The 26,493-nt window shown below is 42.0% G+C and carries 23 protein-coding genes and 1 tRNA gene; 16 read left to right on the forward strand and 8 right to left on the reverse strand.

The annotated features are described in order from the left end of the window. Window positions 1-175: 175 nt before the first annotated feature. The 3 genes from NT178_11835 to NT178_11845 are packed head-to-tail and all read left to right on the forward strand — an operon-like array spanning window position 176 to window position 6,177. Window positions 176-2,881: a UPF0182 family protein gene (locus NT178_11835; GenBank protein ID MCX5813216.1), complete on the forward strand. Its 2,706-nt coding sequence runs from the start codon at window positions 176-178 to the stop codon at window positions 2,879-2,881. A 46-nt stretch (window positions 2,882-2,927) separates the two neighbouring features. Next, window positions 2,928-5,552, forward strand: a complete 2,625-nt coding sequence (locus tag NT178_11840; GenBank protein MCX5813217.1) for a hypothetical protein — start codon at window positions 2,928-2,930, stop codon at window positions 5,550-5,552. A gap of 34 nt (window positions 5,553-5,586) precedes the next feature. Next, a complete protein-coding gene (locus tag NT178_11845; GenBank protein MCX5813218.1) occupies window positions 5,587-6,177 on the forward strand; it encodes a DUF1318 domain-containing protein in 591 nt (196 codons plus the stop codon). 243 nt (window positions 6,178-6,420) lie between these two features. Here NT178_11845 and NT178_11850 read toward each other — a convergent pair whose 3' ends face one another. The 5 genes from NT178_11850 to NT178_11870 all read right to left on the reverse strand — a co-directional run bounded on the left by NT178_11850 (window position 6,421) and on the right by NT178_11870 (window position 12,427). Next, the gene (locus tag NT178_11850; protein ID MCX5813219.1) at window positions 6,421-7,101 is read right to left on the reverse strand and encodes an ABC transporter ATP-binding protein; all 681 of its coding nucleotides are present in this window, start codon (window positions 7,099-7,101) and stop codon (window positions 6,421-6,423) included. After that, window positions 7,094-8,293 (reverse strand): lipoprotein-releasing ABC transporter permease subunit, encoded by a 1,200-nt coding sequence (locus NT178_11855; GenBank protein MCX5813220.1) that lies wholly within the window; start codon window positions 8,291-8,293, stop codon window positions 7,094-7,096. The genes NT178_11850 and NT178_11855 overlap by 8 nt, the downstream gene beginning before the upstream one ends. 58 nt (window positions 8,294-8,351) lie before the next feature. After that, a complete protein-coding gene (gene lysS / locus NT178_11860; GenBank protein MCX5813221.1) occupies window positions 8,352-9,815 on the reverse strand; it encodes a lysine--tRNA ligase in 1,464 nt (487 codons plus the stop codon). 118 nt (window positions 9,816-9,933) lie between these two features. Beyond that, window positions 9,934-11,202, reverse strand: a complete 1,269-nt coding sequence (gene rimO, locus NT178_11865; protein MCX5813222.1) for a 30S ribosomal protein S12 methylthiotransferase RimO — start codon at window positions 11,200-11,202, stop codon at window positions 9,934-9,936. Window positions 11,203-11,320: 118 nt separating this feature from the next. After that, a complete protein-coding gene (locus NT178_11870) occupies window positions 11,321-12,427 on the reverse strand; it encodes an ATP-dependent 6-phosphofructokinase (protein ID MCX5813223.1) in 1,107 nt (368 codons plus the stop codon). A gap of 285 nt (window positions 12,428-12,712) precedes the next feature. Here NT178_11870 and NT178_11875 point away from each other — a divergent pair, with 285 nt between their 5' ends. After that, window positions 12,713-13,879, forward strand: coding sequence for a transglycosylase SLT domain-containing protein (locus tag NT178_11875; protein MCX5813224.1), 1,167 nt, complete (start codon window positions 12,713-12,715; stop codon window positions 13,877-13,879). A 10-nt stretch (window positions 13,880-13,889) separates the two neighbouring features. On the opposite strand, the gene NT178_11880 is transcribed toward NT178_11875, so the two are convergent. Next, complete coding sequence (locus tag NT178_11880; protein MCX5813225.1) at window positions 13,890-14,555, reverse strand: HAD-IA family hydrolase; 666 nt, start codon at window positions 14,553-14,555, stop codon at window positions 13,890-13,892. A gap of 177 nt (window positions 14,556-14,732) precedes the next feature. Between NT178_11880 and amrB the strand changes: the two genes are divergently transcribed. The 8 genes from amrB to NT178_11920 all read left to right on the forward strand — a co-directional run bounded on the left by amrB (window position 14,733) and on the right by NT178_11920 (window position 21,013). Further along, window positions 14,733-15,584 carry an AmmeMemoRadiSam system protein B gene (amrB, locus tag NT178_11885; GenBank protein ID MCX5813226.1) on the forward strand — a complete coding sequence of 284 codons (852 nt, stop codon included), beginning with the start codon at window positions 14,733-14,735 and terminating at the stop codon, window positions 15,582-15,584. After that, a complete protein-coding gene (gene amrA / locus NT178_11890) occupies window positions 15,585-16,118 on the forward strand; it encodes an AmmeMemoRadiSam system protein A (protein MCX5813227.1) in 534 nt (177 codons plus the stop codon). Between the two features lie 201 nt (window positions 16,119-16,319). Further along, window positions 16,320-16,520 (forward strand): DUF1858 domain-containing protein, encoded by a 201-nt coding sequence (locus NT178_11895; protein ID MCX5813228.1) that lies wholly within the window; start codon window positions 16,320-16,322, stop codon window positions 16,518-16,520. A gap of 94 nt (window positions 16,521-16,614) precedes the next feature. Beyond that, window positions 16,615-17,238, forward strand: a complete 624-nt coding sequence (locus tag NT178_11900) for a nucleotidyltransferase family protein (protein ID MCX5813229.1) — start codon at window positions 16,615-16,617, stop codon at window positions 17,236-17,238. After that, window positions 17,225-18,241, forward strand: coding sequence for a molybdopterin-binding protein (locus tag NT178_11905; GenBank protein MCX5813230.1), 1,017 nt, complete (start codon window positions 17,225-17,227; stop codon window positions 18,239-18,241). Before NT178_11900 ends, NT178_11905 begins: the two co-directional genes overlap by 14 nt. After that, entirely contained in the window at window positions 18,241-19,047 is an 807-nt protein-coding gene (gene yqeB, locus NT178_11910; protein ID MCX5813231.1) for a selenium-dependent molybdenum cofactor biosynthesis protein YqeB, read from the forward strand. The genes NT178_11905 and yqeB overlap by 1 nt, the downstream gene beginning before the upstream one ends. A gap of 61 nt (window positions 19,048-19,108) precedes the next feature. Next, window positions 19,109-20,107, forward strand: coding sequence for an XdhC family protein (locus NT178_11915; protein ID MCX5813232.1), 999 nt, complete (start codon window positions 19,109-19,111; stop codon window positions 20,105-20,107). Between the two features lie 3 nt (window positions 20,108-20,110). After that, complete coding sequence (locus NT178_11920; GenBank protein MCX5813233.1) at window positions 20,111-21,013, forward strand: RNA polymerase factor sigma-32; 903 nt, start codon at window positions 20,111-20,113, stop codon at window positions 21,011-21,013. 105 nt (window positions 21,014-21,118) lie between these two features. Here the strand turns inward: NT178_11920 and NT178_11925 are convergent. Both NT178_11925 and NT178_11930 read right to left on the reverse strand, forming a co-directional pair. Beyond that, window positions 21,119-21,208 (reverse strand) — tRNA-Ser (locus NT178_11925). Between the two features lie 97 nt (window positions 21,209-21,305). Continuing rightward, window positions 21,306-22,292 (reverse strand): ketoacyl-ACP synthase III, encoded by a 987-nt coding sequence (locus tag NT178_11930; protein ID MCX5813234.1) that lies wholly within the window; start codon window positions 22,290-22,292, stop codon window positions 21,306-21,308. A 164-nt stretch (window positions 22,293-22,456) separates the two neighbouring features. Here NT178_11930 and tatB point away from each other — a divergent pair, with 164 nt between their 5' ends. From tatB to glmS, 4 genes are all read left to right on the forward strand, one after another. Next, window positions 22,457-22,780, forward strand: coding sequence for a Sec-independent protein translocase protein TatB (tatB, locus tag NT178_11935; protein ID MCX5813235.1), 324 nt, complete (start codon window positions 22,457-22,459; stop codon window positions 22,778-22,780). A gap of 13 nt (window positions 22,781-22,793) precedes the next feature. After that, window positions 22,794-23,546 (forward strand): twin-arginine translocase subunit TatC, encoded by a 753-nt coding sequence (gene tatC / locus NT178_11940; GenBank protein MCX5813236.1) that lies wholly within the window; start codon window positions 22,794-22,796, stop codon window positions 23,544-23,546. Then, window positions 23,533-24,528: an NTP transferase domain-containing protein gene (locus tag NT178_11945; GenBank protein MCX5813237.1), complete on the forward strand. Its 996-nt coding sequence runs from the start codon at window positions 23,533-23,535 to the stop codon at window positions 24,526-24,528. Before tatC ends, NT178_11945 begins: the two co-directional genes overlap by 14 nt. A gap of 95 nt (window positions 24,529-24,623) precedes the next feature. Further along, entirely contained in the window at window positions 24,624-26,444 is a 1,821-nt protein-coding gene (glmS, locus tag NT178_11950) for a glutamine--fructose-6-phosphate transaminase (isomerizing) (GenBank protein MCX5813238.1), read from the forward strand. Window positions 26,445-26,493: the final 49 nt, after the last annotated feature.

Raw genomic sequence — 26,493 nt, forward strand, 5'->3', positions numbered from 1 at the left:
AGTTTATTCTTTCCCCCTTCCGGAACATTTATGATAAAATGGTTAAGATTAAATGAAAGCAAATACCAGAAGATGTTGGGAAAATTATCAAAATAACAAACCGGCAGGTTAGAATCAGATATACTGCTTACAAAAATATATTATATTCGGTAAACACTACTCAGGGAGGTAGAGAATGAGAGGAAAAACAACCAGGATGCTCCTGATTGGAGCGGTGGTTATAATTGCGTTGGCAGCATCAAGAATAACAAACTTTTATGTTGACTGGCTGTTTTTTGAAGAGGTGGCCTATGGGAATGTATTTCTGAAAACATTTTCCACCGAGATTTTTACAGGTCTTATTTTCGGTTTAATATCCTTCATCGTTGTCCTTGTCAACATGCTCTTGGTGAGCCGGATGCAATTTCCTTCCGTCAATATTGCCTTATCGCAACAAATGGGTATTTCCCTGAACCTGGATATGCTGAACAGATTTTCAAAGCCTTTCAGTGTTCTTGTTGCAGCAATTATAGGTTTTCTCGGAGGGACATGGGGGAGCAGCTTCTGGTCTCAGACGCTTATTTTTCTTAACAGCATAGATACAGGCATGAAAGACCCCATCCTGGGTAAGGATGTAGGCTTTTATCTTTTCAAACTCCCTTTTTATGAATTACTCACCGCCTATGCGGGTTTCATTATTTTTATCACGCTCATTCTTGTTATCGCAGCCTATGCAGTGAGAGGCGGCTTTCTTGCAAGCAGCGCAGGCATATCCCTTTCAAAAGAAGCAAAAAGGCACATCGGCATCCTTGCCGGATTATTCCTTTTCAAGATTGCCTCCGGTTTCTATCTCGACCGCTTTGAGTTGCTCTATTCGGCACATGGGGTGATTGTGGGCGCAGGCTACACCGATGTGAATGCGAGGCTTTTTGTTCTTGGCTTGCTCTCATTGCTTACAATCATTGCCGGTTTTGCCTTTATTACTGCATTTACGAGGGTGTCGTGGAAGATTACCCTCTACCCCCTTGCCCTGGTATTGCTGGTTTATATCGTTGGTATCGTTGTCTATCCGGCACTGATCCAGAATTTTAAGGTTGCCCCGAACGAACTTGACGTTGAGAAACCATTTATAGAACATCATATTGCCTTTACAAAGTACGGATACAATCTTAAAAATGTGTCTGTCAGGCCCTTTAACGTTTCATACGGCCTAACCGAAAAGGATGTTCAGAAAAATTCCGCCACCATAAAGAACATCCGACTGTGGGACGAATCACCGCTGCTCAAGACTTACAGTCAGTTACAGCAGATAAGAACATACTACCGGTTTACGAATATCGATAATGACCGCTATACCATAGACGGTGAATACAGACAGGTCATGCTGTCGGCAAGGGAATTGTCTTATGACGATCTTCCGAGTAAATCCTGGATTAATGAAAAATTTGTCTTTACACACGGCAATGGCATTACCATGGGGCCGGTAAGCCGTATTACACGGGAGGGGCTGCCGGAGTTCATTATAAAGGATATTCCGCCTGTTTCCAGCTCTGACATAAAGATAACAACGCCGGAGATATATTTTGGCGAACTCACCGGCGACTATGCAATCGTGAATACAAAGATTCCCGAATTCAGCTACCCCACCTCGGAAGGGAACATATACACCTCGTACAAAGGCGGAGGTGGCGTCCCTCTTGACTCTCTGTTGAAGCGCGCATTATTTGCATTATCATTCCGAACCGCTAAAATCGTCCTCTCCTCTGACATAAAGAATGAAAGCAAGATCCTTTATAACAGGAATATTGTGGAAAGGGTTCGTAAGATCGCTCCTTTTCTCAAGCTTGATTCAGATCCATATATTGTAGTTTCAAAGGAAGGAAAACTCTACTGGATCATGGATGCATATACAGTATCCGCCATGCTGCCTTATTCAAAACGTCTCAAGAATCATATAAATTATATGCGGAACTCTGTAAAGATAACGGTGGATGCTTATACCGGAAAGGTAAACTTCTACCTGAGCGATGCCGAAGATGCAATTATTAATGTCTACAACGCTATTTTTCCGGGGCTTTTAAAACCCATGTCCATGATGCCGGCAGACCTGAAGGCGCATATAAGGTATCCGAGAGAATTTTTTGCCATCCAGACGCATATATATGGAACCTATCACATGGAGGACCCGAAGGTCTTTTACAATAAGGAAGACCTGTGGGAAATACCCTCCCGCGCCGAAAAACCCATGGAGCCTTACTACCTGATTATGAAACTCCCGGAGGAAAAGAAAGAGGAATATGCACTGCTGATGCCGTATACGCCTTCAAAAAGAGACAATCTGGCTGCATGGTTTGCGGCAAGATGTGATGAGCCTTATTACGGGAAACTGATTGTTTACACCTTTCCAAGGGACAGGCTTGTTTTCGGGCCGAGGCAGATTGATGCTCGAATAGATCAGGATTCCTTCATTTCCCAGCAGCTAACCCTCTGGGGACAGCGCGGTTCACAGGTCATCCGGGGGAGCCTCCTTATTATACCGGTTGAAACATCGCTCATGTATGTCCAGCCGCTGTATCTTGCGGCAGAGGATAAGGGAGGTCTTCCGGAACTGCGGCGCGTGATTGTGGCATACGAGAATGATGTGGTTATGGATGACAACCTTGAATTATGCCTCCAGCGGCTTTTCGGGGGCAGAAAAGGTGCACCTGTTGCAGCGTCAACAGGGGCAGGGGCAACAGCAGCATCTTCGCCGCAGAAAAAAGCTTCTGTCAATGAACTTTCAAGAGAAGCCATGAAATATTTCGAAAAAGCCAGAGAACTTCAGAAGCAGGGCGACTGGGCAGGTTACGGGGAACAGCTCAAGAAACTCGAACAGGTGCTGAAACAGATGACTACCCAATAAACCCATCTCTTGCGTTCTGTGCTATAATTGCACAAAAGGACAGGGTGTGAAGAAAAGACCTTATCTTATAGCCATATCGCTATTGTTATTGTTATCGATAAGCACAGCCTTTTTAATCCGGGCTGCCTTTATTTCTCATAAATTAAGCAGTTTTGCAGAATATCTTTGCGGGTACAAAATAAGTTTTGCAAGCCTTTCGTTAACGCATTTCGTAAATGCCGGCATATCGGAATTAGAGGTTAGAGAATCAAAGGATAACCGGATAGTTTTTTCAAGCCGTCGCCTTGATATCGAAAGCAAGCCGGGTAGTGTTTTTAAAGGCGAAGTCGAAAAACTTATTTTAAAGGAACCAAAACTGCAATTGCGGCTGGGTGGTGATAAAAAAACCGACCGCTCTTTTATTAAAAAAATCCCTCCCGTTGATATACTTATTGTTCAAAAAGGTGAATTTAAACTTTCTTTTAACTCTTCGCTTTATGAAATAACGTTTAAAAATATTGATCTCCAGGTGAATAATTTTTCTCCGGAAAAAGGGGGTGCACTTACTTTTGAAGCGCTCCTTGACGTTACCCACCCGGAAAACACTGATATTAAAGGACATGGCCGGTGCAAGGGATATATCAAACTGACCGGTCTTATGCCAAAGCCCATAGGGACAGGCTTTCTGGAAATTTATATAGATTCCGGCACACTAAAGGCGACGGCCTTCAAGAATGCTGCCCTGAAATTTGCCCTTAACCTTGAAAAAGACAGAATCACATTTTCAAAAGCAACCCTCTTTGCAGACACCTTAATGTTACAGGGAAACAATAATCACTCTACGATAAAAACATCAACAGTCAGGGCAGATATAATATATAATCTTGAGTCCGGAACGCTGCACGCCGGACAGGTTCAAGGTGAAATACCGGGGCTTGGAATTTTTCAGGGTGCTTACGAAACCGTGCTGAAGGGTGTTTTTCCATGGAAGGCAAGCGTTGAAGCGCCTAATATCGATTTCGCCAGGCTCTTTTCTTTATTTAAGCCATTTTTTGAGAAATTAGGCGATAAGAAATGGTCCATTCAGGGCAAGGGAGCTATTAGAGCCGGGGTTCAGGGCAATATGTCCGGCGAGAAACCGGGGTTTTCAGGAGAGGCAACACTTGAATTCCTGAAAGGCGGGTTCAGTTCGGAAGACGGTACAAAAGCAGGGCAGGGGATAGAAGGGAAGATGATTTTAAAATTCAAGCTTCCCTCAGAGGATAAAAAAGCGGATGCCGTCCTTTCATCAGAACTTTCCTCGGGCGAATATCTGTGGGGAACATATTACAAAGACCTGACAAAAGAACCGGCAAAGTTCTCGACAACAATAAATATTTTTGTGGATAAAAATGAGCATTTACATTTTTATGGCCCCCTCAATCTCTTTGAAACAGGGGAATACGCCTGTAAGGGTCATCTTGATAAGGATAAATGGTCTTTTTCCCTGAGCGCGAAAAAGATTTCCGGCAACAGGATTGCATCTTTTTTTCTGTATGAATATCTCAATCAAAACATCCCTTTTTTTAAAGGTCTTCAGGCAGCGGGCAATATTGACGCAGATATCAATGCTGAAGGTGCGGGGGAAACCTTGCATATAAAAGGCGGCGTGAGGATGAACAATGCATCCTTGATAGTCGAGGACAGCGCTTTGCTGCTCAACAACATAAATATGGCGATTCCCCTTAATCTTTCTTACCCTTTTAGGGAAACATCTTTAAAAGATAAAAATGAAGCCGGTTTTATAAATATAGGAACATTTAAAAAAGGAATAATGAACCTTACAGACCTGAATATCCCCTTAACAGTTTCAGAAAACAGCATATGGCTTTCTGAAGCCGTAAATATACCGTTTTTTAAGGGACAGATTAATATTTTGCAATGTAAGGCAGACAATATTCATTTGCCGTCCGGACGACTTTCCCTGACTTCAACGGTTAAAAACATAGACATAAGTTCATTTCTTCAGAAATTGACGGGCATTCATCTCCCCGGCAATATGGAAGCCAGTTTTCCTATGATTAAATATCAGGACAGGAAATGGGCAACAGAAGGGAAAACTCTCGTAAATATCTTCGGAGGGGAGATAGAGATATCCGACATGTATGCAAAAGACCTCTTTTTGTCATCAAGAAAGATTGGCGGTAATATATATTTCAACAATATAAATCTCGGGAGTATTACCGATGCTATTAAAATCGGCAGGGTTACAGGGATTATCAAAGGTTTTGTAAAAGGCCTGGAGATCGAATATGGACAACCTGCCCGCTTTGCTTTTGAAGTGGATTCTGTCAAAAAGAGTGGCATAGATCAAAAGGTCAGTGTAGATGCCATAGAAAACATCTCTATCATTGGCACAGGTTCAGATGTTGTCGGTATTATATTACGAAGCGGCATAAACCGGTTTTTTAAAGAATATCCATACAGACAAATGGGTATACGATGTGATCTTGAGAATGACAACTTTCATATAAGGGGTAAAATCATTGAATCCGGCAATGAATATCTCATACGCCGGGGTTTCTTCAGGGGTATAGATGTAATCAACCGTGATCCTGAAAATATGGTAAGCTTCAAGGATATGCAGGAGAGGGTCAGCAGAGTGTTCAAACGTGGTGGAAAGGTTTCGGTTTCACCGGTGAGTACAAACTGAAAAGTATATTAACAATCAAGAGGAGGATTATATTATGATAAAAAGGATTAAAAGTCTCACATTTATAGGCATTGCGCTTCTGTCTGCCTGTGTTACCGTAAATATCTATTTCCCTGCCGCTGCCGTTCAAAAAGCTGCTGATGAAATTGTTGATGAAGTGCGCGGTACAAAGGATCAGCAGAAACCCGATAAGAAACCGGGTTCACAAAGCTGGTTTCTTAACGAACTGAGATTCAGTGTTGGTCCAAAAGAGGTGCAAGCCCAAACAGTAAATATTATTGTGTCAACCCCCGCAATAAGGGAAATGAAACATGCAATAAGGGAAAGATTCCATCTGGTTAAACCCTTCTATGAACAGGGCAATGTCGGGGAAAACAAATCGGGACTTATTGAAATAAGAAATACAGACAACCTCGGCCTGAAAGACAAGGCCGATATTACAAGACTTGTAGAACAGGAAAATAATAACCGTATGATGCTTTACACTGAGGTCATGAAGGCGAACAAACTCAGCGCCCAATCAATGCCGGAAATTCAGAAAATATTTGCAAATAGCTGGCGAATCAAGTCTCAGCCCAACTGGTGGATACAGAATGACAACGGGCAGTGGGAGAAAAAGAAGTAAGACAATCTTGATGAACTCGTAAAAAGTCGTATTTCTGTCGTTTTGTCATTCCCACGAAAGTGGGAATCCAGAACTAATTGAATTCACTGGATTCCGGATCAAGTCCGGAATGACGAAAAGGGAAATATCGACTTATTACGAGCCCATTAAATATAATTCAAAAAAACAGGGAAAGGTTGTAGTTTCAGCGCCATCCGATGACGAAGCCAACGATGATAGCGCTTTTGTTTGGAACTGGAATAATCAGAGCAGAAAGAGTTCTCCATCAACCATATTAAACTTTCTTTTTCCGATGGAGCCTATTTCAGGATCATGGGTGACGAGAATAAGGGTAGATGAAAGCCTTTCATTCACTGAGAGGATATAATCAAGCACCTCGCGGCCTGTTTTCCTGTCGAGATTGCCTGTGGGTTCGTCTGCAAGGATTATCTCCGGTTCATTCACAAGGGCCCTTGCAATGGCAACTCTTTGCTGCTCACCGCCTGACAACTCACCTGGCCGGTGGTTTCTTCTGTCTGTGAGACCCATAATCTCAAGAAATGCTTCTGCCTTCTTTAATGCTTCAGCCTCGTTTATCCGGCGTATCATGAGAGGGATCATAATATTTTCAATGACATTGAAATCCTGCAACAGATGATAGAATTGAAATACAAAACCTACCTTTTCATTCCTGAATATGCTTGACTCATCTTCGGTGAAACCACGGACATTCTGACCCCTGAAATGTATCTCGCCTTCAGTGGGTGCGTCCAGTGTGCCGAGTATATGGAGGAACGTGCTTTTTCCTGCCCCTGAAGGCCCCATGATTGTAATAAAATCCCTCTGATGTATTTTAAGGTCGATACCCTTAAGGACGTTGACCTCCACACCGTTCTTGTCGAATCTTTTTTTCAGTCCTGATACGGTCATGATAGGCTCATTCATATCTCAGAGCCTCCACGGGATCGATCTTTGATGCCTTGTATGAGGGGTACAATGTTGAAAGGGTACAAATAATCATGGTTGTTGATGCAATGAGAATAACATCGAGAATACTTATCATCATAGGCAGTGTGGTTATATAATAAACATCCGGCGCTAATTTAATGATCTGGAATCTCCTTTGAATCTCACATAACATATAGCCGCTGAAGGAGCCGATCAGGGCGCCGACAACGCCTATGGCAATGCCCTCTATCATAAATATCTTCATGATGCTTCTTTTTTTTGCTCCCATGGCCTTCAGGATTGCTATATCCTTTTTCTTTTCCTTAACCGTCATAACGAGGGAGCTGATTATATTGAAACTTGCCACTAAAATAACCAGGGCAAGTATGATAAACATGGCAATCTTTTCGAGTTTCAGCGCTGAAAAGAGGTTTTTGTTCATCTCGATCCATGTCCTGCCGAAGTATCCGAACCCGATTCGTTTCCCTATCTCTTTTCTGATCTCGTTTGCACGGTATACATCCTTCAACTTTACCTCTATGCCTGTTACACCTGCACCGATAATATTCTCCACATCCTTCAACGGCATAATAATCAGGGTATTGTCAATCTCATACATACCGGTCTCGAATATTCCCCCTACCTTGACTCTCACCGTCTCAGGGGTGGCGCCCATAGGCGAGACTCCGCCAAAAGGAATCATAACTGCGAATGTATCTCCTGATAGTAACCCCATATGTTTTGCCAGCTCTTTGCCTATGAGGACACTTCCTTGTTTGTTAAGGGCGCTTATATTGCCTTCTTTTAGCAGATTTCCCATGAACTTTACATCTTCGGCATTCAAGCCCTTAACAAGGACGCCCGACAACTGCCTGCCGCTTTGAACCATGGCCTGGAATGAAACAAAAGGAAAGGCTTGAGTGACCCCGTCTACCTCTTTGATAGTGTTTACAAGTTTCGCCGGTTCCTGTATATCCCTATCAATGCTCATTACGAGGATATGCGGATTTATACCGAGTATGCGCTCCCTGATCTCATTCTGGAATCCTGTCATAACGGCAATTACAATAATTAAGGCCAAAACGCCGATTGCAATACCGACAACGGAAATCCAGGTGGTGAAGGATATAAAGGCCTCTTTTCTTTTGGAACGCAGGTAGCGTAAGCCTATTGAAGTTTCGTAGGTCATGACAGTTCAGTGAATAGCAAATAGTGAATAGTGAATAGCATCAATATACCGCGGCCTCTCACGGTTTCAGCAATGGGAAGAAAATTACTTCCCTGATCGAAGGTGAATCCGTAAGGATCATGGTAAGCCTGTCAATCCCGATGCCTTCGCCTGCTGTAGGCGGCAGACCATATTCAAGGGCTGTTATATAGTCCTCGTCCATCATTGCGCCTTCCTCTTTTTCCCTGATTTGTTCTTCAAAGCGCGCCCTCTGGTCTACGGGGTCATTCAACTCGTTGAACCCGTTGGCTATCTCCATCCCGCTGATATACATCTCAAACCTCTCGGTAAGATCGGGGTTTTCTTTGTTCCTCTTTGCCAGCGGCGATACCTCAACAGGATAGCGGGTGATAAAGGTCGGTTGAATCAACTGTTTCTCACAGAGCTCTTCAAAAATCTTTGTAATAAGCTTCCCCTTTGTCTCCTTTTCAGCCCCGTCTATTTCCAGTTCTTTTGCATAGGAGGCGAGCCATCCTATATCGCCCAAACGGGCAAGATCAAATCCTCCCAGGTCCCGCAAGGCCTCCTCCATGGTCATTTTTCTCCAGGGCGGCGTAAAATCTATTTCCTGGCCGCTATACATAACCTTGTAACTCCCGAGAAGTTCATACACCAGAGACGATACCATATCTTCTGTAAAGGCCATCAGGTCTTCATAGTTGGCGTATGCCTGATAAAATTCGAGCATGGTGAACTCCGGGTTATGTCGGACAGAGATGCCCTCATTCCTGAAATTCCTGTTTATCTCAAAAACCCGTTCAAACCCGCCTACGACAAGTCTTTTTAAATACAATTCCGGGGCAACCCTGAGATAGAGTTCCATATTGAGTGCATTATGGTGGGTAATAAAGGGCTTAGCTACTGCGCCTCCTGCAATGACATGCATCATAGGTGTTTCCACTTCAACAAAATCCTTCTTTATGAAATAGTTTCTTATAAATTCAATTATTTTTGCCCTTTTTGTGAAAACGTCCTTTGCCCGCTCATTGACGATAAGGTCCAGGTACCTCTTCCTGTATCGCTCTTCCACATCCTTCAGGCCATGCCATTTTTCAGGCAATGGGCGGAGAGACTTCGTGAGAAGCTTTATATTTTCTGCGAGGATTGTCAGCTCTCCGGTCTTGGTCCTGAATACCCTGCCTTCAATGCCGACAATATCGCATATATCAAATTTTTTAAAAATGCCGTAATCCGGGGACTTGAGCATATCTTTTCTCACATATGCCTGGATTTTCCCCTTTCTGTCCTGGATATGGATAAAACTGCTCTTGCCGAAATCCCTGAAGGCCATGACCCTGCCTGCAACACGGACATGTTCTTCAATCTTTTCAAGATCGTCATGTGAAATCTCCCCGAACTTTCTCTCAATGTCCTCTGCGGTAATGTAGGGACCGTTATCCTGAGGATATGTTTCTATACCGGCATCCCTGAAGGCCTTTTCTTTTTCTTTTCTGACGGCAACTAACTCATTAATCGGTTCCATCTATATTCTCCTGTTACAGGGGTCAAATCTTTATTCTTGACATATACACAATGCTTACAACATTAATGTCAAGAATAAAGATTTGACCCCTTATTCTTGTTCCTGCCGTTGGCGGGCTTTACACCTCTACTATAACATCATAATCGAGGGTTTTCACTATTTTACCTTCTCTTATCTCCCCGATATTGCATGTCCCCTTAATAAAAACCATGCCATCTATGTCAGGCGCCTGGGTCAGGAGCCTTCCTGCCATATATCCCCCTTCTTTTCCCTCGACGATTACCTTCATATTTTTTCCGATAAGACTTCTCAGCCTTTCCTTTGAAATATCCTTTTGCAAGGCAATGATTGTATTGTGTCTTTCCTGTTTAACCCCTTTTTTGATGTGTCCTTTCAATTTTGAAGCCACTGTGCCTTCTTCCTTAGAATACATAAAGGCGCCGAGCATATCGAACTCCCATGTTTTTATAAAATCACAGAGATTTGAAAACTCATCCTGTGTTTCTCCCGGAAAGCCAACAATCACAGTAGTTCTCAATAAGGCATCAGGGATATCCTCTCTTATATTTCCAAAGAGCCTTGCAAGGTATCGTTTATCATAGCCCCTGCCCATGAGGTTGAGGATGTTGTCTTCCGAATGCTGGATGGGTATATCCATATATTTGATAATCCTGTCTTCATTGCCTATGAGGTCTATTAAATCTTTATTTATTCCTTTGGGATGCATATAAAGGAGTCTTAGAAAGTAATCCCCCTTTATCTTAAGCAGGTAAGACAGCAACCTACGGAGATTCAGGCCGTCATATTTCCCGTAGGAGGTAATATCCTGCCCGATTATGTTTATTTCCTTGAAGCCTTCTGCCAGAAGCCATTCAAGTTCCTCCCTGATGCTTCCCATGCTTCTGCTTCGCAAACCTCCCCGTATATTTGGCACAGTGCAATAACTGCACCTGTTGTCGCAACCTTCCTGAATTTTCAAGTATGCTGTAGGTTTGGCTGTTAGAACTTTCCTTGGAAAACTCTCTGAAAAATTACCCTGCCGCTGAAAGAATCCTTTCTTATCTATCAGCGTCCCGATTTCATCATAGAAGTTCCTGCCTACAAAAAGGTCTACTTCCGGAAGCAATTCCCGTAATTTTTCCCCGTAACGCTCGACAAGACAGCCTGTCACTACCAGCCTTTTCTTCTTGCCCTCACGGTTAATAGTTTCTTCAAGGATTGTTTCAATGGATTCCTTTGCTGCATCTGTAATAAATGCACAGGTATTGATAATGACCGTATCGCACTGATCCGAAAGTATATCCCCTCTTTTTTCAAGACTTGCTGTAATATATTCCGATTCGACGAGGTTCTTCGGACAACCAAGACTGACGATTTTAAACCGCACTATGTAATTTTCTCCTTTTTTATGTCTTTAAATCTACAATAATTTGAACATGAAGTAAATCGGCAAGGAATTTTGATCTATTATGCTTTTAGCGGCTGCCAAAGTCCTTAAAATATATTTACAGTATCATCGATCTGCGTCCGTTATATCTTTCAATATCATAAAATTTATCAACATCAACAAGCTTCAGTTTGTTGATAATCTCTTTCATGGGAACGCTTGTAATTTGGCCCCGTAAAAGGCTTACCATGCGTCCGAAATCCTCGTTGATTAACATATCGACAGCGGCAATGCCAAACCGCCTTGCCATTAAACGATCATGTGACGAGGGCGTTCCTCCGCGCTGTAAGTAACTTAAGGCGATTGGGCGTGATACGAATCCTGTCTTTTTTTCTATTTCATCGGAAACATAATTTGCTATGCCTCCAAGCGAGGGGTGTCCGAATTCATCTATCTTGCCATCTCTAAGAAATTCATGCTCCCCTGAAGGCGATGCGCCTTCGGAAACGACAATAATTGAATAGTTTATTTCCCGTCCTCTTCGTTCACTGAGAAGTTCACATACCCGGTTCATATCAAAAAGATGTTCCGGTATTAAAATAATATATGCACCACTGCATTCGCCTCCATGCAAAGCGAGCCATCCTGCATGACGTCCCATTGTTTCAACAACAAAAATACGGCCGTGAGAACCTGCTGTGGTTCTCAGCCGGTCTATTTCCTCCATAATCACATTAACAGCAGTATCAAAACCGAGGGAATAGTCGGTTCCTGTAAGATCGTTGTCAATGGTCTTGGGTATGCCTATTGTCTTGATGCCTGCTTTGTACAATTTATAGGCTACTCCAAGCGTATCTTCTCCGCCGATTGCAACAACCGCGTCTATCCCGAGTTTTTTAATATTATCTATTACCTTTTCAGAATTATCATTTTTTGGATTAAAGGGGTTTGTGCGCGAGGTGCCGAGATTTGTTCCCCCATACCGGTCCCATGTTCGAACAGTCTCTTCGTCAAGATGTTTAAGGTGTCGTTCGCAGCTTTTAGGATCATCGGGATCAACCTCTACCAGTCCCTTCCAACCGTTAGTGATACCGATAACGTCAAAAGAAACTGATCGCTTCTCAACGAGTTTTGGATCAAGGGCACTTTTTGTTACCCATTTGACTGCACCATTCAGGCCGGGGCAATCTCCTCCACCTGTTAAAACAGCTATTTTCAGTTTCACAATCCCTTCCCCCTTTAATTCGGAAAAGTTTCTATTACAATTGGAATGAAGTAAATAAACATTAATATTCATATTGCCACGTCAATCAAGGTGTGTCAATGAAAATAAGGTTGCAAAAAAGAGGGATTTATATTATTAGTTTCCTGCAAAGATTATATGCATAAATTGATTTAAAGGAAGATTATCTTGAAATCACCGGCAAAAAAAATCTATTTACCAATATTTTTATATCTCTTCATATCAAGTTGTCTTATCTTTTTTTCTTTTTTTCCATCTGCTGCAAATGTGATTGAAAGTGATGAAGATGAGGTTGAAGAAGTAAATATAGAAGATTCTATTGAATTTGAATCCCCATCGGAGTTGCGCGAAATCATCAATTTTAATATCTTTGCCGATATATCCAGAGCAAAAGAAATGCTTGAAAATATGACCTGCGGTTTTAAGGTTGTAAAAATGACAAAAACTGAGAAAGTAAAAAAACCGATAAAAGGAAAAAAACCAAAAAAGAGGCTTAAAGGAAAAAAGGGGAAAACAATAACAAAGGTCAGAAAAGATAGAAGCAACGAATTAGGTGATTTTACTATTCTCCTTGCTATTGAGAACCTGAAAAACAGAGACATCCAGGTTGTCAGGATTCATCCAAAGTTCGGTGCCAGATCGGAAGGTGTTGTTATCGAACCGGGCAAATCAAATGGCGTCAATACGAAATTTACCATCGTATATCCGGAACATCATATAGTGCTGGCCCTTAAAAGACCGGTACGCCATGGCACAACCTTCAAAGAAGTTGTTTATACCCCTTATTCTGAAAGTCTTGATATCCCTGATGTGAGAAAAGCAGGCCTGGATTATTTGAAAAACGTCCTTAGCAAGGCGAAGAACAATCTCATCGAAAGAGGTGTGAGACCTTTGTCTGGCAACGAGTTTATTGCAGATGATGTCTCCCTTACGCTGGCAATTATTGAACATATAGACCCACAAAAATTCGAAAGCGGAAGATATACAACGGAAAGGCTTATCCATGAAACGCTTGTAATAATGGGGACAAACAAGCAGAGCGCTTACCGTTACTCGGCGTCAAAGGCTGGAGCAAGAGGACTCTTTCAGTTTATCCCCGATACATACAAGAGAATTGCACGCCTGTATCCCCGCGCAGGTCTGGAAAATGATTTTATTCATGGCATGGAAGATCATGAAAATGCTGCAAAGGCCTCTTTTCTACTTTTTGATGCCGACATGCGTGCGCTTAACAATGGAAGAAAAGATCAAATTATGAATGACCCACATGCTTTGGGGAGGTTCCTTGCCTCTGCATATAACTGTGGTGCCGGAAGGACAAAAGGGGCTATAGACAGATACAGAGGAAACTGGTGTTCAGGCGTGCCTGCAGAAACACAGATTTACCTTAAAAAGTATGATGCAGTTTGGGAATGGCTCCACCGTCAACCATAGACATTAACTATCACACGGCGCGAAGAAGCTCATCATAGCCTTTAATCACATAATCCGGCTTTGCCGCCAGAATATCTTCCTTTATATTTTCTCCTTCTGTAATGATTATAACCCGAAGACCTGCATTTCTTGCAGCATTGACATCGTCCAGGCTGTCGCCCATGAAAATGCTGGTATCCTTCTTTGCTCCCAAACGTTCTATGGCCATGTTTAACCCATCGGGATTGGGTTTGAGATTCAGGACATCATTACGGCTCAGGGTAATATCGAAAAATCCTTCCAGACCAAGTTTCGACAAAGCCTTTATGAGGGTCTTGCCCCCTACGTTGCTTACAAGGCCGGTATGGACCCCCTTTGCCTTGATCGCATGAAGGAAATCCTTTGCGCCAGGTCGCAGTGCCCAACGCGTCAGAGCATCCTCATCGTATCGGTCATAGACGCAGCCGATCTTCTCCCGAACCTGATCCGGCTGTAATCCTATTTCAACCGCCATCTGCATGGCCTCTGACAACAGGGTGGAATATCTTCTGCTGAGAATCTGGTTTTTAGCGAAACCTATATCCCAGAGCATTTTTAGGGTCTCTTCAACTGCCTTGGAAAGTTGCCATTGAAAGTCGACCAAGGTTCCTTCATAATCAAAAAGCATTGTATTAATATTGTCTAAACGTATTTCCATGGTTTGTCACACCCCTTTATAAATATTTCTTTGCCGTAATATCAATTTCCGCAATGATTGCTTTGATCCGGCACACTTTTTTTGCCGGAAGCATCCCGGCCCTGTTTACAGGCTTCGCAATTATTATAACAACTTTAGCTTGTTTACACCAAGTAAAAATGTGATATAATTAGCAATATGGGATATATCAGAGAACCGGCAGTGAGCGGTATGTTCTATCCGGGCAATCCGGAAGTTCTTAGACATGATATAGCAAAATACTTAGAAAATGCAACCTTTGATGCTGTTGAGGGAGATGTTGTCGGCATGATTTCTCCCCATGCAGGGTATGCTTATTCCGGTCCGGTGGCTGCTTACGGTTATAAGTCCTTACTTGACAAGGCGTATGATATTGTAATTGTAATAGCACCGAGTCATAGGGCGCATTTTGAAGGGGTTGCAATACAGAATAAGGGCGGTTACAGAACTCCCCTTGGAATAGTAGACATAGACGAGGACATATCTGAGGAAATTTTAAAAGAGGGTAGTGCAGTCAATATCAATCTAAAAGCACACACAGGTGAGCATTCCCTTGAAGTACATCTTCCCTTTCTGCAGGTTGTTCTCAAATCATTCATGCTTGTTCCACTTGTAATGGGAACACAGGATTTGTCGATTTGCGAGGAATTGTCCCGATGCCTTTATGAAGTCATAAAAAAGAGCGGCAAGCGGGTCTTAATAGTAGGAAGTTCTGACCTTTCCCACTATTATTCATATGACAAGGCAGTAAACATTGATAATATTATTGTGGAACATCTTGAAAAATTTGATATAAAAGGTCTGGCAGAGGATTTTAATCGGAATAAATGCGAAGCATGCGGCTTCGGTACCATGATTACAACTATGACGGTGGCTGAAAGGTGCGGTGCAACGGGTTCAAGGGTTTTAAAATATGCAAATTCAGGGGATGTATCCGGTGATAAAAGCGGGGTTGTAGGTTATGTATCCGGCGTATTCTATAAGCCTTTTGAAAATAAGGAGCAGTCTTAATTGAGTATTTCTGAAGAAGAAAAGGCAGACCTTAAAAGGCTTGCGAGAAATGCAATAGAAGCTGTTTTATTCGGGAAGCAGGGCGAGGCCGCACATATCTCGGAAAGATTAAAGGAAAAAGGCGGCGCATTTGTTACAATTAAAAAGAAAGGCGATTTAAGAGGATGTATTGGATACATACATGCTACGTTGCCGATCTGTGATACTGTTAGAGAAGCAGCAATACAGGCAGCATTTCATGATCCGAGGTTTGACCCTGTTGATTTAAAAGAATGGAAGGATATCGATATAGAAATTTCTGTCTTAACCCCGATGAAGAAGATAGAAGATACAGCAGAGATAGAAGTTGGCATACATGGTTTATATATCCAAAAAGGATATCATTCGGGGCTTCTGCTCCCCCAGGTAGCTACAGAACATAACTGGGACAGGATGACCTTTCTTGAGCATACGTGTTATAAAGCAGGTCTTCAAAAGGATGCCTGGAAATCCAAAGATACGTATATACATATCTTTTCAGCAGATGTTTTCTGATATAAGGTATTATAAAGGTTATCGTGAAAAGTTATGGACAGTATATGAAGATGAGCATGTTAAATTGTGATATATGGAAATAGCTCACACAGTGAGCGAGAAGGGGTGGCTCCGACAGCTTCGCTGGTGGAGGGGGCGACCCACCTCCGCTAACGCTGCGGAGGACAGGCGCAAGCCCCATTAATTGTAAGGAGTATTAAAATGATTGAGAAAAATATGTCTATTGACGATGTTGTAAAAAAGTATCCTGAGACAATCAGGGTGTTTGAACAGCATGGACTTGGTTGTATCGGGTGCCAGGCTGCTCTTTTCGAGAACATAGAGCAAGGGGCCGAGATCCATGGGATTGATGTAAGGGTGCTGATCAACGACCTTAATAAAGCACTATTAAAAAACCTATAACAGACAGGCAGCTTTCAGCCGTCAATTTTCACCAAATTATTAATAATTGTTTTGGTATGTTTTCAAGCTGGTAGCTGTTGGTTCATGGCAGAACATGCAAAAAATATATACGGTAATATTAGCTGCCGGCACCTCAAGCAGGCTTGGTTTTAATAAGCTTACAGTAAAAATAGACGGTCAGTCGGTAATCACCAGGGCCGTTGAGTCCTTCTGCGTAGAAGGTATTGAAAAGATATTTGTTGTTACAAATCCTGAAAGCCTTGAAATTAAAAAAGACCTTGAAGACTTTTTTCTATCCCGTTCTATGCCCGTTGTTCTTGTGAACAATCCTTATTACAGGGATGGTATGTCCTCATCAGTAAAAGCTGCGCTTCCATTTATCGAGGACGCTGATAGCGTCTTTTTTCATCTTGGCGACAAGCCTTTTATAAAAAGGGAAACAATAAGCAGTATGCTGGACATGTATTTGAGAGACGGTGTCCGTATGCTTATTCCTGAATATAAAAACAAAAAGGGACATCCTGTAATGATGAAAATCAAGCTTTACCTTGAGGAAATGAAGGTATTAACAGGGGACAGAGGCTTGAGGGAAATCATAGATAAACATATGGAAGATGTGGTACTTATAAAGGGTGATGAGGGAAGTGTTTTTGACATAGATACTGTTGAAACAATAAATCTCTTAAAGGAAAGAGGATACAGAATTGAAAAAGGTTAATGTGGAAGATGCACTCGGTTTAATGCTTGCTCATGATATTACCGAGATTATCCCCGGAAAGAAAAAGGATGTGGCCTTTAAAAGAGGCAGGATTATCGAAAAAGATGATGTGGAAAGGCTTTTAGACCTTGGTAAAAGGCATATATTCATTTTTGATAAAGGCGAAAAAGGTATCCATGAGGATGAGGCAGCCAAGAGAATTGCGCAGTCCATAATGGACAGCAACATGGAACCAGTCCCTCCGAAGGAAGGAAAGGTAAATATAATAAGCAAGGTGAATGGCCTTTTTTATGTGAATGACAAGCATCTCTATGAGGTAAACAGGATTACTGATGTGCTTTTGAGTACAGTCCCGAACAGACACCCGGTGAAAGAAGGGGATGTTGTGGCAGCGACAAGGATTATCCCTCTTTACACGAGCGAGAAGACGCTGAGAAGGGTGGAGAGGGTAGGGGAGAAGGGCATTATTTCAATAAGCCCTCTCAAATACTTTAAAGTTGGTCTTGTTATTACAGGCAGCGAGGTTTTCAGCGGCAGGATACAGGACGGTTCTTATGTTGTTGAAGAGAAAATCAGAAGTTACGGGTTGGATATTATCGGTAAGACGCTTGTCCCGGACGATGTTGAAGTTATCGGCTGCGCCATTAATGCACTTTTTCAGTCAGGGGCCGAGATTGTTATAACGACAGGAGGTCTCTCTGTAGACCCTGACGATGTGACAAGGGAAGGGATTGAATCAACAGGGGCTGAAGTATTGTTTTACGGTACGCCCGTTTTTCCCGGGGCCATGTTCCTTGTCGCCCGTATAAACGGGAAGTATATTCTTGGCGCGCCTGCATGTGTGTATTACAGCAAATATACTGTGCTTGATATTATTCTCCCAAGGATTATGGCAGGAGAGAAGATGCATAAGAACGATGTGGCGAAGCTTTCGTATGGCGGCCTTTGTCTGCACTGTGATGTCTGCCATTACCCTGCATGTTTTTTCGGGAAAGGACCATAATGAATAACAGAATATCGAATTTAAAGGTTGTAATTAAGGGTGCAGGTGAGATGGCAACGGGAATTGCCTGCAGACTTTTTATGGCCAATCTGAAACAGATTGTCATGACAGAGATACCGAAACCTCTTACCGTGAGGAGAACCGTTGCTTTTTCCGAAGTAATCTATGAAAAGGAATGGGCGGTTGAAGGAGTTACGGCAGGTCTGGCGATGAGTGCGGACGAGATTGCGAAAATCTGGAAAGATGGGAAAATAGCGGTAATAATTGACCCTGAATGGAAAATTGTCGAAGAAATGAAACCGGATGTTGTCATTGATGCAATAATGGCAAAACGGAATATTGGGACAAAGAAAGATGAAGCGCCACTGGTTATTGGGGTAGGTCCCGGTTTTTCAGCCCCGCAGGATGTACATGTCGTAGTTGAAAGCAACAGAGGACATAACCTCGGAAGGGTTTTCTACAGCGGTGCAGCAGAGCCGCATACAGGGACACCTGGCCCTGTCATGGGTTATACGACTGAAAGGGTATTAAGATCGCCTCACGAGGGTCTGATAAAGCATGTCAAGACATTAGGGGACTATGCAAAAAAGGGTGAGACAGTGATGTTTGTCAATGATACACCTGTGCAGGCTCCATTCGATGGTTTGCTGAGGGGACTGATACGTGAGATCTATGTGAAGGCAAACGAAAAGATAGGGGATATTGACCCAAAAGCAACAAAAGAACACTGCTTTATTATAACTGAAAAGGCAAGGGCAATAGGCGGCGGCGTACTTGAGGGGATTATGCACTTTTTTTTCGCATAACTTGTAGAGTAAAGTATTTTGTCCCCAGGTTTACGGTTTCCAGCCGATAGATGAGGTTGATATGGATTTATACGAGGCAATTGAACAGTATATTAAAAACAGGCAAAAAGGTGTACTGGCGACTGTAATATACAGAGCCGGATCGGCCCCGAGAGATATCGGAGCCAAGATGTTTGTAGGCGATGACGGAAAATGTTTCGGTACTGTAGGTGGCGGTCGTCTTGAATTTGATGCGTGCAATGAAGCAATGCGTATAATGGAAACCGGGGAATTAAAAATTCTCCATGTCAGGATGAATTCAAATGCAATTGCAGAAGACGGAATGCTTTGCGGAGGGGACGTTGATATCCTTCTGGAGCCTGTGAATGAAAAATATATCGAGCTTTACAGGAAAATCGGTAGCCTCTTGCAGAAAGGCGGGAAGGGTGTTGTTGTTACAGGATTTGAAGGGAATATTATCCGCAAGACTCTCATTGAGCAGGGTGCCGTAATAACCGGTGATTTCCTGGAAGATAAAGAGATACAAAGATTCTATGGATATATTCAGGGAAACCAACCGGCGGTCATTGACGGGTTTGTTGTTGAACCCTTAAAGGTTTTTTCTTTGCTGTACATTTTTGGTGCAGGACATGTTTCGCAATTCATATCTAAGATCGCGAAAATTGTAGATTTCTATGTTGTAGTGATTGACGACAGGGAGGAATTTGCAAACAGGGAAAGGTTTCCCGAGGCAGATGAGATTGTTGTGGAAGATTTTCATACAGTCTTCGAAAAATTGAAATTTACCGGACAGGAATTTGTCGCCATCGTTACAAGAGGGCATAAATATGATGCGGATGTCCTTGCTGAAGTGTTAAAAAGACCTTTGAGATATACAGGGATGATCGGCAGCAGAAGAAAGGTCAGGATTGTTTTTGACTTTATGAGGGAATCAGGTTTCAGCGAAGAAGCAATAGAGAGGGTACATGCGCCTATCGGTCTTGCCATCAGCGCCGAAACGCCTCAGGAGATTGCCGTCAGTATAGTTGCTGAGCTTATTAAGATAAGGGGAGATCATTAGGGTTTGACAGACAAAATCTTGATTGACGAAAACAAAGATGTCTTAGAAGAAGTAGTGGAAAAAGGTCTTGCCATACCCTACGACCCTCTCAAAAAGTATCTTGCAGAGGTATCAAAATATCCTGTTTTATCGAGAGACGATGAATTGGAAATTGCCGTAAAGATATATACAGACAAGGACAGAGAGGCAGCACAAAAGCTTGTTGTCTCCAACCTTAAGCTTGTTGTAAAGATTTCCCTTGAATATTATAATACCTATCTCAATATTCTCGATCTTATTCAGGAGGGGAACGTAGGGCTTCTTCATGCAGTGAAGAAATACAACCCCTATAAGGGCACAAAATTTTCAACATATGCTTCCTTCTGGATACGAGCATACATATTGAAATATATCATGGATTCATGGAGTCTTGTAAAAATTGGTACTACTCAGAGCCAGAGGAAGCTCTTTTACAGGCTGAATAAGGAGAAGCAGAAGCTCGAAGCTATTGGCATTTTTCCTGCCCCCCAGCTTTTAGCAAGCACCCTTGATGTGAAAGAGGAAGAAGTAGAGGATATGCAAAAAAGGTTATTTTATTCGGATATTTCCCTCGAAACTCCCCTTAATGACGAGAGCGACGATACTATTATGGATTTGATAGGGTCGGGCAGCGACGTAGAGGAAATTGTTTCGGATAAAGAAAAAAGTGAAATTTTATCAAAAAAAGTGGCTGAATTTAAAAAAACCTTAAACAGTAAAGAAATTTACATTTTTGATAACCGTATTATGAATGATGAGCCTCTAACTTTACAGGATATTGGCACTAAATTCGATATATCACGCGAAAGGGTAAGGCAGATAGAAAATAAAGTACTGAAAAAGTTTAAAGAACGATTTAAAGGTGAATTGAAAAAACTTGACTTCTGATTTTTAATAAATATAATAACTCCTTATATTACAATATTTTATTAGCTTATTAATATGTATTACATGAGGTAATATCAATAACACGTTGATAAATAATAATATAATTGGCGGAGGGAGTAGGATTCGAACCCACGGGACGCGTAAACGTCCAACGGTTTTCAAGACCGCCGCTTTCGGCCACTCAGCCATCCCTCCGATTAAATCAGTGTTGAATTATGAGTTTTGAGTGATGAGTTAAAGATATTTTAAAGATTAGAACATATAACTTAGCACTAAAAACTCAAAACTGTTTTTACCACTTAATAAGGCTGCTGCCCCATGTGAGACCGCCACCAAATGCTGCAAGAAGGACAAGATTGTCCTTCACGATTGCGCCGCTTCTTGCAGCTTCATCAAGCGCTATCGGCACGGTAGCGGACGAAATATTCCCGTATTTCTGGATAGTCATATATACCTTATCCATCGGTACCTTTAATTTTTTTGCCATGCCCTGGAGAATCCGGATATTTGCTTGATGAGGTATTATTAAATCAACGTCATCAATTGTATAACCATTTGTTTCAACGGCTTCCTCGCAAGCTTCAGCAAATCTTCCGACAGCCACTTTGAAAGATTTATTTGCCTCAATCATCCTTAAAAAATGAAGACCTTTATCAACACTCTCGTGGGATATAGGGGTAGTCATTGAGCCGCCACCCGGCATTAATAAAGTGTCTCCGCTTGACCCGTCTGTATGGATGTGTGTTGAAAGGATTTTAGCGCCTGATGCCGATTCTGTTATGACTGCTGCACCTGCTCCGTCACCCCAGAGTATACAGCTTTCTCTTTCCTTCCAGTTTACAACCCTGCTCATAATCTCACCGGCAACTACAAGGGCGGTTTTGTTTGTACCTGCCTTGATAAGCATCTCTGCCACATGCAAGGCAAAAATAAAACCCGAACATGCAGCCGTTATGTCAAAAGATACGGCATTTTTACAACCCAGTTTGGCTTCCAGCCAGTTTGCTCCTGCCGGGCAATGTGTATCCGGCGTTATAGTGCCAAGGATAATCAAATCAATATCGTCCGGTTTTACTCCAGCCATATCCATTGCCCTTTCACAGGCAATCTTGCACAAATCGGATACAGCTTCGTTTTCTTTTGCAATCCTTCTTTCTTTTATGCCTGTCCTTGTAAATATCCATTCATCGGACGTGTCCAGGAACTTCTCAAAATCATTATTTGTCATAATATGTTCGGGAACATATGAGCCTGTTCCTATAATGTTGATTTTTTTCATTAAGAACCTCTGTTGTAAAGTGGCGTTGGTTCAAAGCAAATGCAAGTTTAATTTAGTATAAATAGAACAATAAAGGACAAATAAAGTCAAGGATAAAGATGGCAGATGGGAATCAACCGTTATTTTCTTTAAACTTTCAATACTTTTATGATATTTTATCTTCAATGTTTGGCATAGGCTTACCGGAATTTATAGTAATCATGATTGTAGCCCTTCTTGTAGTGGGTCCCACAAAACTTCCCGAGCTCGCAAAATCACTGGGCAAGGCACTTCAAGAATTCAGGCGTATGGCAGATGAGGTAAAAGAAACGATAGATGAAGAGATTTTAAAAGAGGAACCATCAAAAGAAGAAGCTAATAAGGGGGAACTTTATTTACAAAAAGATGCTAAAACTGAAGAAAAGACCGATATAAATAGCGCTGTACAGCATACGCTACAAGATGAAGCATCAATGAATAAAGAAAAACCCATCACGCATCATACTTAATGGGTTAGAAGGGATGGCAGATAAAACCCGGTTAGAAGAAAAACAGCCTTTTATTTCACATTTGAAAGAATTACGTGACAGGATCATCGTCTGTGTTTTTGCTCTTGGCATAGCATTTATTTTCACCTTTTATTTTAAAGAAAAAATTTTTGATTTTCTCATGCAGCCCTTCATCAGGGTAATGCCGGAAAAAAGTTCCTTCATATTCACATATGTAACAGAAGCATTTATTACATATGTTAAAGTTTCTTTTGTTGCAGCTATTTTTATAACAGCCCCGGTCATACTATATGAATTCTGGATGTTTGTATCCCCAGGCCTCTACGAAAAAGAAAAAAAGTATCTCTTCCCCTTTATTTTTTTTGGCAGCACCTGTTTTTTATGTGGTGCATTATTCTGTTATTATGCGGTAATGCCGATTATATACAAGTTTTTTGTAAGCTATGCCGGCGAATTTATCATACCGATGCCCGACCTGAAGGAATATATGAGCCTTACTTTACGAATGCTTGTAATATTCGGGCTTATATTTGAGCTTCCCCTTGTTGTATATTACTTGTCGAAGGCAGGCATAATAAACCATAAATTTCTTTCTTCAAAGAGACGGTATGCTATCCTCGGGATATTTATTTTAAGCGCTGTTGTTACTCCACCGGATGTTACGAGTCAGATATTGATGGCAATTCCCTTGTGCGGGCTCTATGAATTTAGTATCCTTATATCGAGATTATTCGGGAAAAAGGTGGTAAGCAATGAAAAAGCTTAATATCGTAATACTTGCAGCAGGCAGAGGCGAAAGGATGTTATCGAAAGGGCCGAAAGTCATGCATGATGTTATGGGTAGACCCATGATAGGCCACGTAGTGGAAAGAGCAAAAGAACTTTCCCCATCCGAAATTGTTGTTGTGACAGGTTTTGGCAGGGAAAAAGTAGAGGCATATCTGGAAAGCCGCAATGTTGATGTATCTGTTCAGACTGAACAAAAAGGAACGGCGCATGCGCTCCTTACTGCCGAAAAATTCATAAACAGCGGAGATGTTCTTGTTCTTTACGGAGATGTACCGTTGATTGAAAGCTCTACATTGAACGATTTTCTCTCGTTTTATATGAAATTCAACTGTATTGCCTTTTTAACCACCCAAGTCGATAATCCGCAAGGATATGGACGGATGATTATGAAAGACGACGAAATTCTGGATATTGTCGAAGATGCCGATGCCACTCCTGAAGAGAAGGAGATAAGGGAGATAAATACGGGGATTTGCATTATTCCTGAGGAGCGCTTCCAGCTTCTCAAACTGATTGAACCGAACAACAAGAAGGGCGAGTACTATCTTACCGATATTTGCAAGGTTGCAAAAAAGAAAGGTCTGAATATAAAGGGTTGTCATCATAATGAGTCAACTGAAGTTCTTGGCATTAACAGCAAAAAAGAACTTCTTGATGCGAATATGACCATGCGGGACAGGATGCTCGACAAGCATATGCAAAGAGGTGTAACATTGTTTGACAGGAATGTTTATATTGAGAGCGATGTAATTATCGGTAAAGACACGATAATCTATCCGGATTCTTACATACTTGGCAGTACTGTAATAGGCGATGATGTAGTAATCGGGCCGAATACTGTTATAAAGAATTCGAAAATAAATAATAATGTATGGGTTGAAGGATTTACCATCATAGAAGATTCTGAAGTAAACGAGGATGCAAATATCGTAGCATTTTCAAGGATAAAACCGGAATAGAGCTAAAGACTGATGACTAATAGGAATTATTTATGTTAAAAGTTTCAATACTTGGTATTAAATGCTCTATGCTATTTTAAAAAGGAGAAAATATTTTGTGCGGAATAGTCGGATATATTGGAAAAGAAGAGGCATGCAGCATACTAATTGAAGCGCTGAAAAAGCTCGAATACAGGGGATATGACTCTGCAGGCGTTGCGATCTGGTCTGATGGCAAAGTTGTAATTGCAAGGGAGAAGGGCAAAGTTGACGACTTGAGGAAAACCGTGTCTGAAGGCGTGTTTAGGGGCACAATGGGGCTTGCCCATACAAGGTGGGCTACACACGGAGCACCTTCGAAGCAAAATGCACATCCGCATAAAGCCGGCGATGTGATTGTTGTCCATAACGGCATCATTGAAAATTATGTTGAGATAAAGTCAAAGCTGAAAGAGGAAGGTCATAGATTCCTGTCGGATACAGACACTGAGGTTGTTCCTCATCTGGTTACCAACTATTTGAACAAAGGGAAGGACTTTATAGAAGCGGTAAGGCTTACCCTGAAAGAACTGAAAGGTTCTTATGCACTGGGCATTATGAGGGAGAAGGAAAGGGTAATTATTGCTGCAAAAAAAGAAAGTCCCCTTATAATTGGTGTTGGAGACGGGGAATACTTTGTTGCAAGCGATGCACCGCCTATTCTCAACAGAACGAACAGACTCATATTCCTTGAAGACAACGATATTGCCATTTTTAAGGATGATACATTCAAGCTTATCAACCAGGATGGCGATATTGTCGAGAGGAAGATTCATCGGGTAAACTGGTCCGGCGCAATGGCAGAGAAAGGTGGTTATAAGCATTTTATGCTGAAGGAGATATTCGAGCAGCCCAGGGCTATTTCAGATACTCTCATAGGAAGATTGAAGGAAGAGAAGGGGCAGATTGACTTTGACGAGCTGAAGATACCGGATTTGAAAAAAATAAAGAAAATATGGATGGTAGCTTGCGGCACATCATACCATGCATGCATGATGGGAAAACACATGATTGAAGCAAATCTGCGTATACCTGTCGAGACTGATTTAGCCTCCGAGTTTCGTTACAGAGACCCTATTTTAAGCAGGAACGATATGCTTATCCTTATTTCACAGTCAGGTGAGACGGCGGATACTATTGCCGCAATGAAAGAAGGTAAGAAGAAAGGCGCCTATACCTTATCGATCTGCAATGTCCTCGGTAGTACCCTTGCAAGGGATGCCGACGGTGTAATATTTACTCACGCCGGTCCTGAAATTGGCGTTGCCTCGACAAAGGCATTTACCACACAGATTTCAGTAATTTTCATGCTGATGCTTTATATGGGCAAAAAGCTGGGGATTATGGATAGTAACAACATCAGGGAGAAAATAAGTGAGATTAAGAAGATCCCTCACAAGGTTCAGGTGATTCTTGATGCATCGAAGACCCTGGAAGAGCTTGCGAGGAAATATATGGGATTCAAAGATTTCCTTTATATTGGAAGGGGAATAAACTATTCAACAGCCCTGGAAGGCGCCCTGAAACTTAAAGAGATTTCATATATCCATGCTGAAGCATACGCAGCAGGGGAGATGAAACACGGTCCTATAGCCCTGATTGACGAGAATTTACCGGTTGTGGTTATATCGCCGGATGACTCGACATATCACAAAACATGCGGTAATATCGAAGAGGTAATGGCAAGGAGAGGGATGGCAATACTTTTCACGGACAAAGATACACATGAAATGGCAGACAGGGCTGATGCCTGCTTTATCGTTCCATCAACCATTTATGAGCTTCAGCCGATCTTATCTGTCCTGCCGCTCCAGCTTCTCGCCTACTATATTGCCAATCTGCTTGGTACTGACGTGGATCAACCCCGTAACCTGGCAAAAAGCGTAACAGTAGAATAAACCGGCTTACAACGTCTTGATTTTTCAGTCTGTGAATGTTACTGTTATC

The sequence above is a fragment of the Pseudomonadota bacterium genome (assembly GCA_026388255.1).
Lineage (GTDB): Bacteria > Desulfobacterota > Syntrophorhabdia > Syntrophorhabdales > Syntrophorhabdaceae > JAPLKB01.

What these genes read in the sequence shown, in the direction of transcription:
- NT178_11835 (MCX5813216.1), top strand. Translation starts at nt 176, where the DNA reads ATGAGAGGAAAAACAACCAGGATGCTCCTGATTGGAGCGGTGGTTATA.
- NT178_11845 (MCX5813218.1), top strand. Translation starts at nt 5,587, where the DNA reads ATGATAAAAAGGATTAAAAGTCTCACATTTATAGGCATTGCGCTTCTG.
- NT178_11850 (MCX5813219.1), bottom strand. Translation starts at nt 7,101, where the DNA reads ATGAATGAGCCTATCATGACCGTATCAGGACTGAAAAAAAGATTCGAC.
- NT178_11855 (MCX5813220.1), bottom strand. Translation starts at nt 8,293, where the DNA reads ATGACCTACGAAACTTCAATAGGCTTACGCTACCTGCGTTCCAAAAGA.
- lysS (MCX5813221.1), bottom strand. Translation starts at nt 9,815, where the DNA reads ATGGAACCGATTAATGAGTTAGTTGCCGTCAGAAAAGAAAAAGAAAAG.
- NT178_11880 (MCX5813225.1), bottom strand. Translation starts at nt 14,555, where the DNA reads ATGGAAATACGTTTAGACAATATTAATACAATGCTTTTTGATTATGAA.
- amrB (MCX5813226.1), top strand. Translation starts at nt 14,733, where the DNA reads ATGGGATATATCAGAGAACCGGCAGTGAGCGGTATGTTCTATCCGGGC.
- NT178_11895 (MCX5813228.1), top strand. Translation starts at nt 16,320, where the DNA reads ATGATTGAGAAAAATATGTCTATTGACGATGTTGTAAAAAAGTATCCT.
- NT178_11900 (MCX5813229.1), top strand. Translation starts at nt 16,615, where the DNA reads ATGCAAAAAATATATACGGTAATATTAGCTGCCGGCACCTCAAGCAGG.
- yqeB (MCX5813231.1), top strand. Translation starts at nt 18,241, where the DNA reads ATGAATAACAGAATATCGAATTTAAAGGTTGTAATTAAGGGTGCAGGT.
- NT178_11915 (MCX5813232.1), top strand. Translation starts at nt 19,109, where the DNA reads ATGGATTTATACGAGGCAATTGAACAGTATATTAAAAACAGGCAAAAA.
- NT178_11930 (MCX5813234.1), bottom strand. Translation starts at nt 22,292, where the DNA reads ATGAAAAAAATCAACATTATAGGAACAGGCTCATATGTTCCCGAACAT.
- tatB (MCX5813235.1), top strand. Translation starts at nt 22,457, where the DNA reads ATGTTTGGCATAGGCTTACCGGAATTTATAGTAATCATGATTGTAGCC.
- tatC (MCX5813236.1), top strand. Translation starts at nt 22,794, where the DNA reads ATGGCAGATAAAACCCGGTTAGAAGAAAAACAGCCTTTTATTTCACAT.
- NT178_11945 (MCX5813237.1), top strand. Translation starts at nt 23,533, where the DNA reads ATGAAAAAGCTTAATATCGTAATACTTGCAGCAGGCAGAGGCGAAAGG.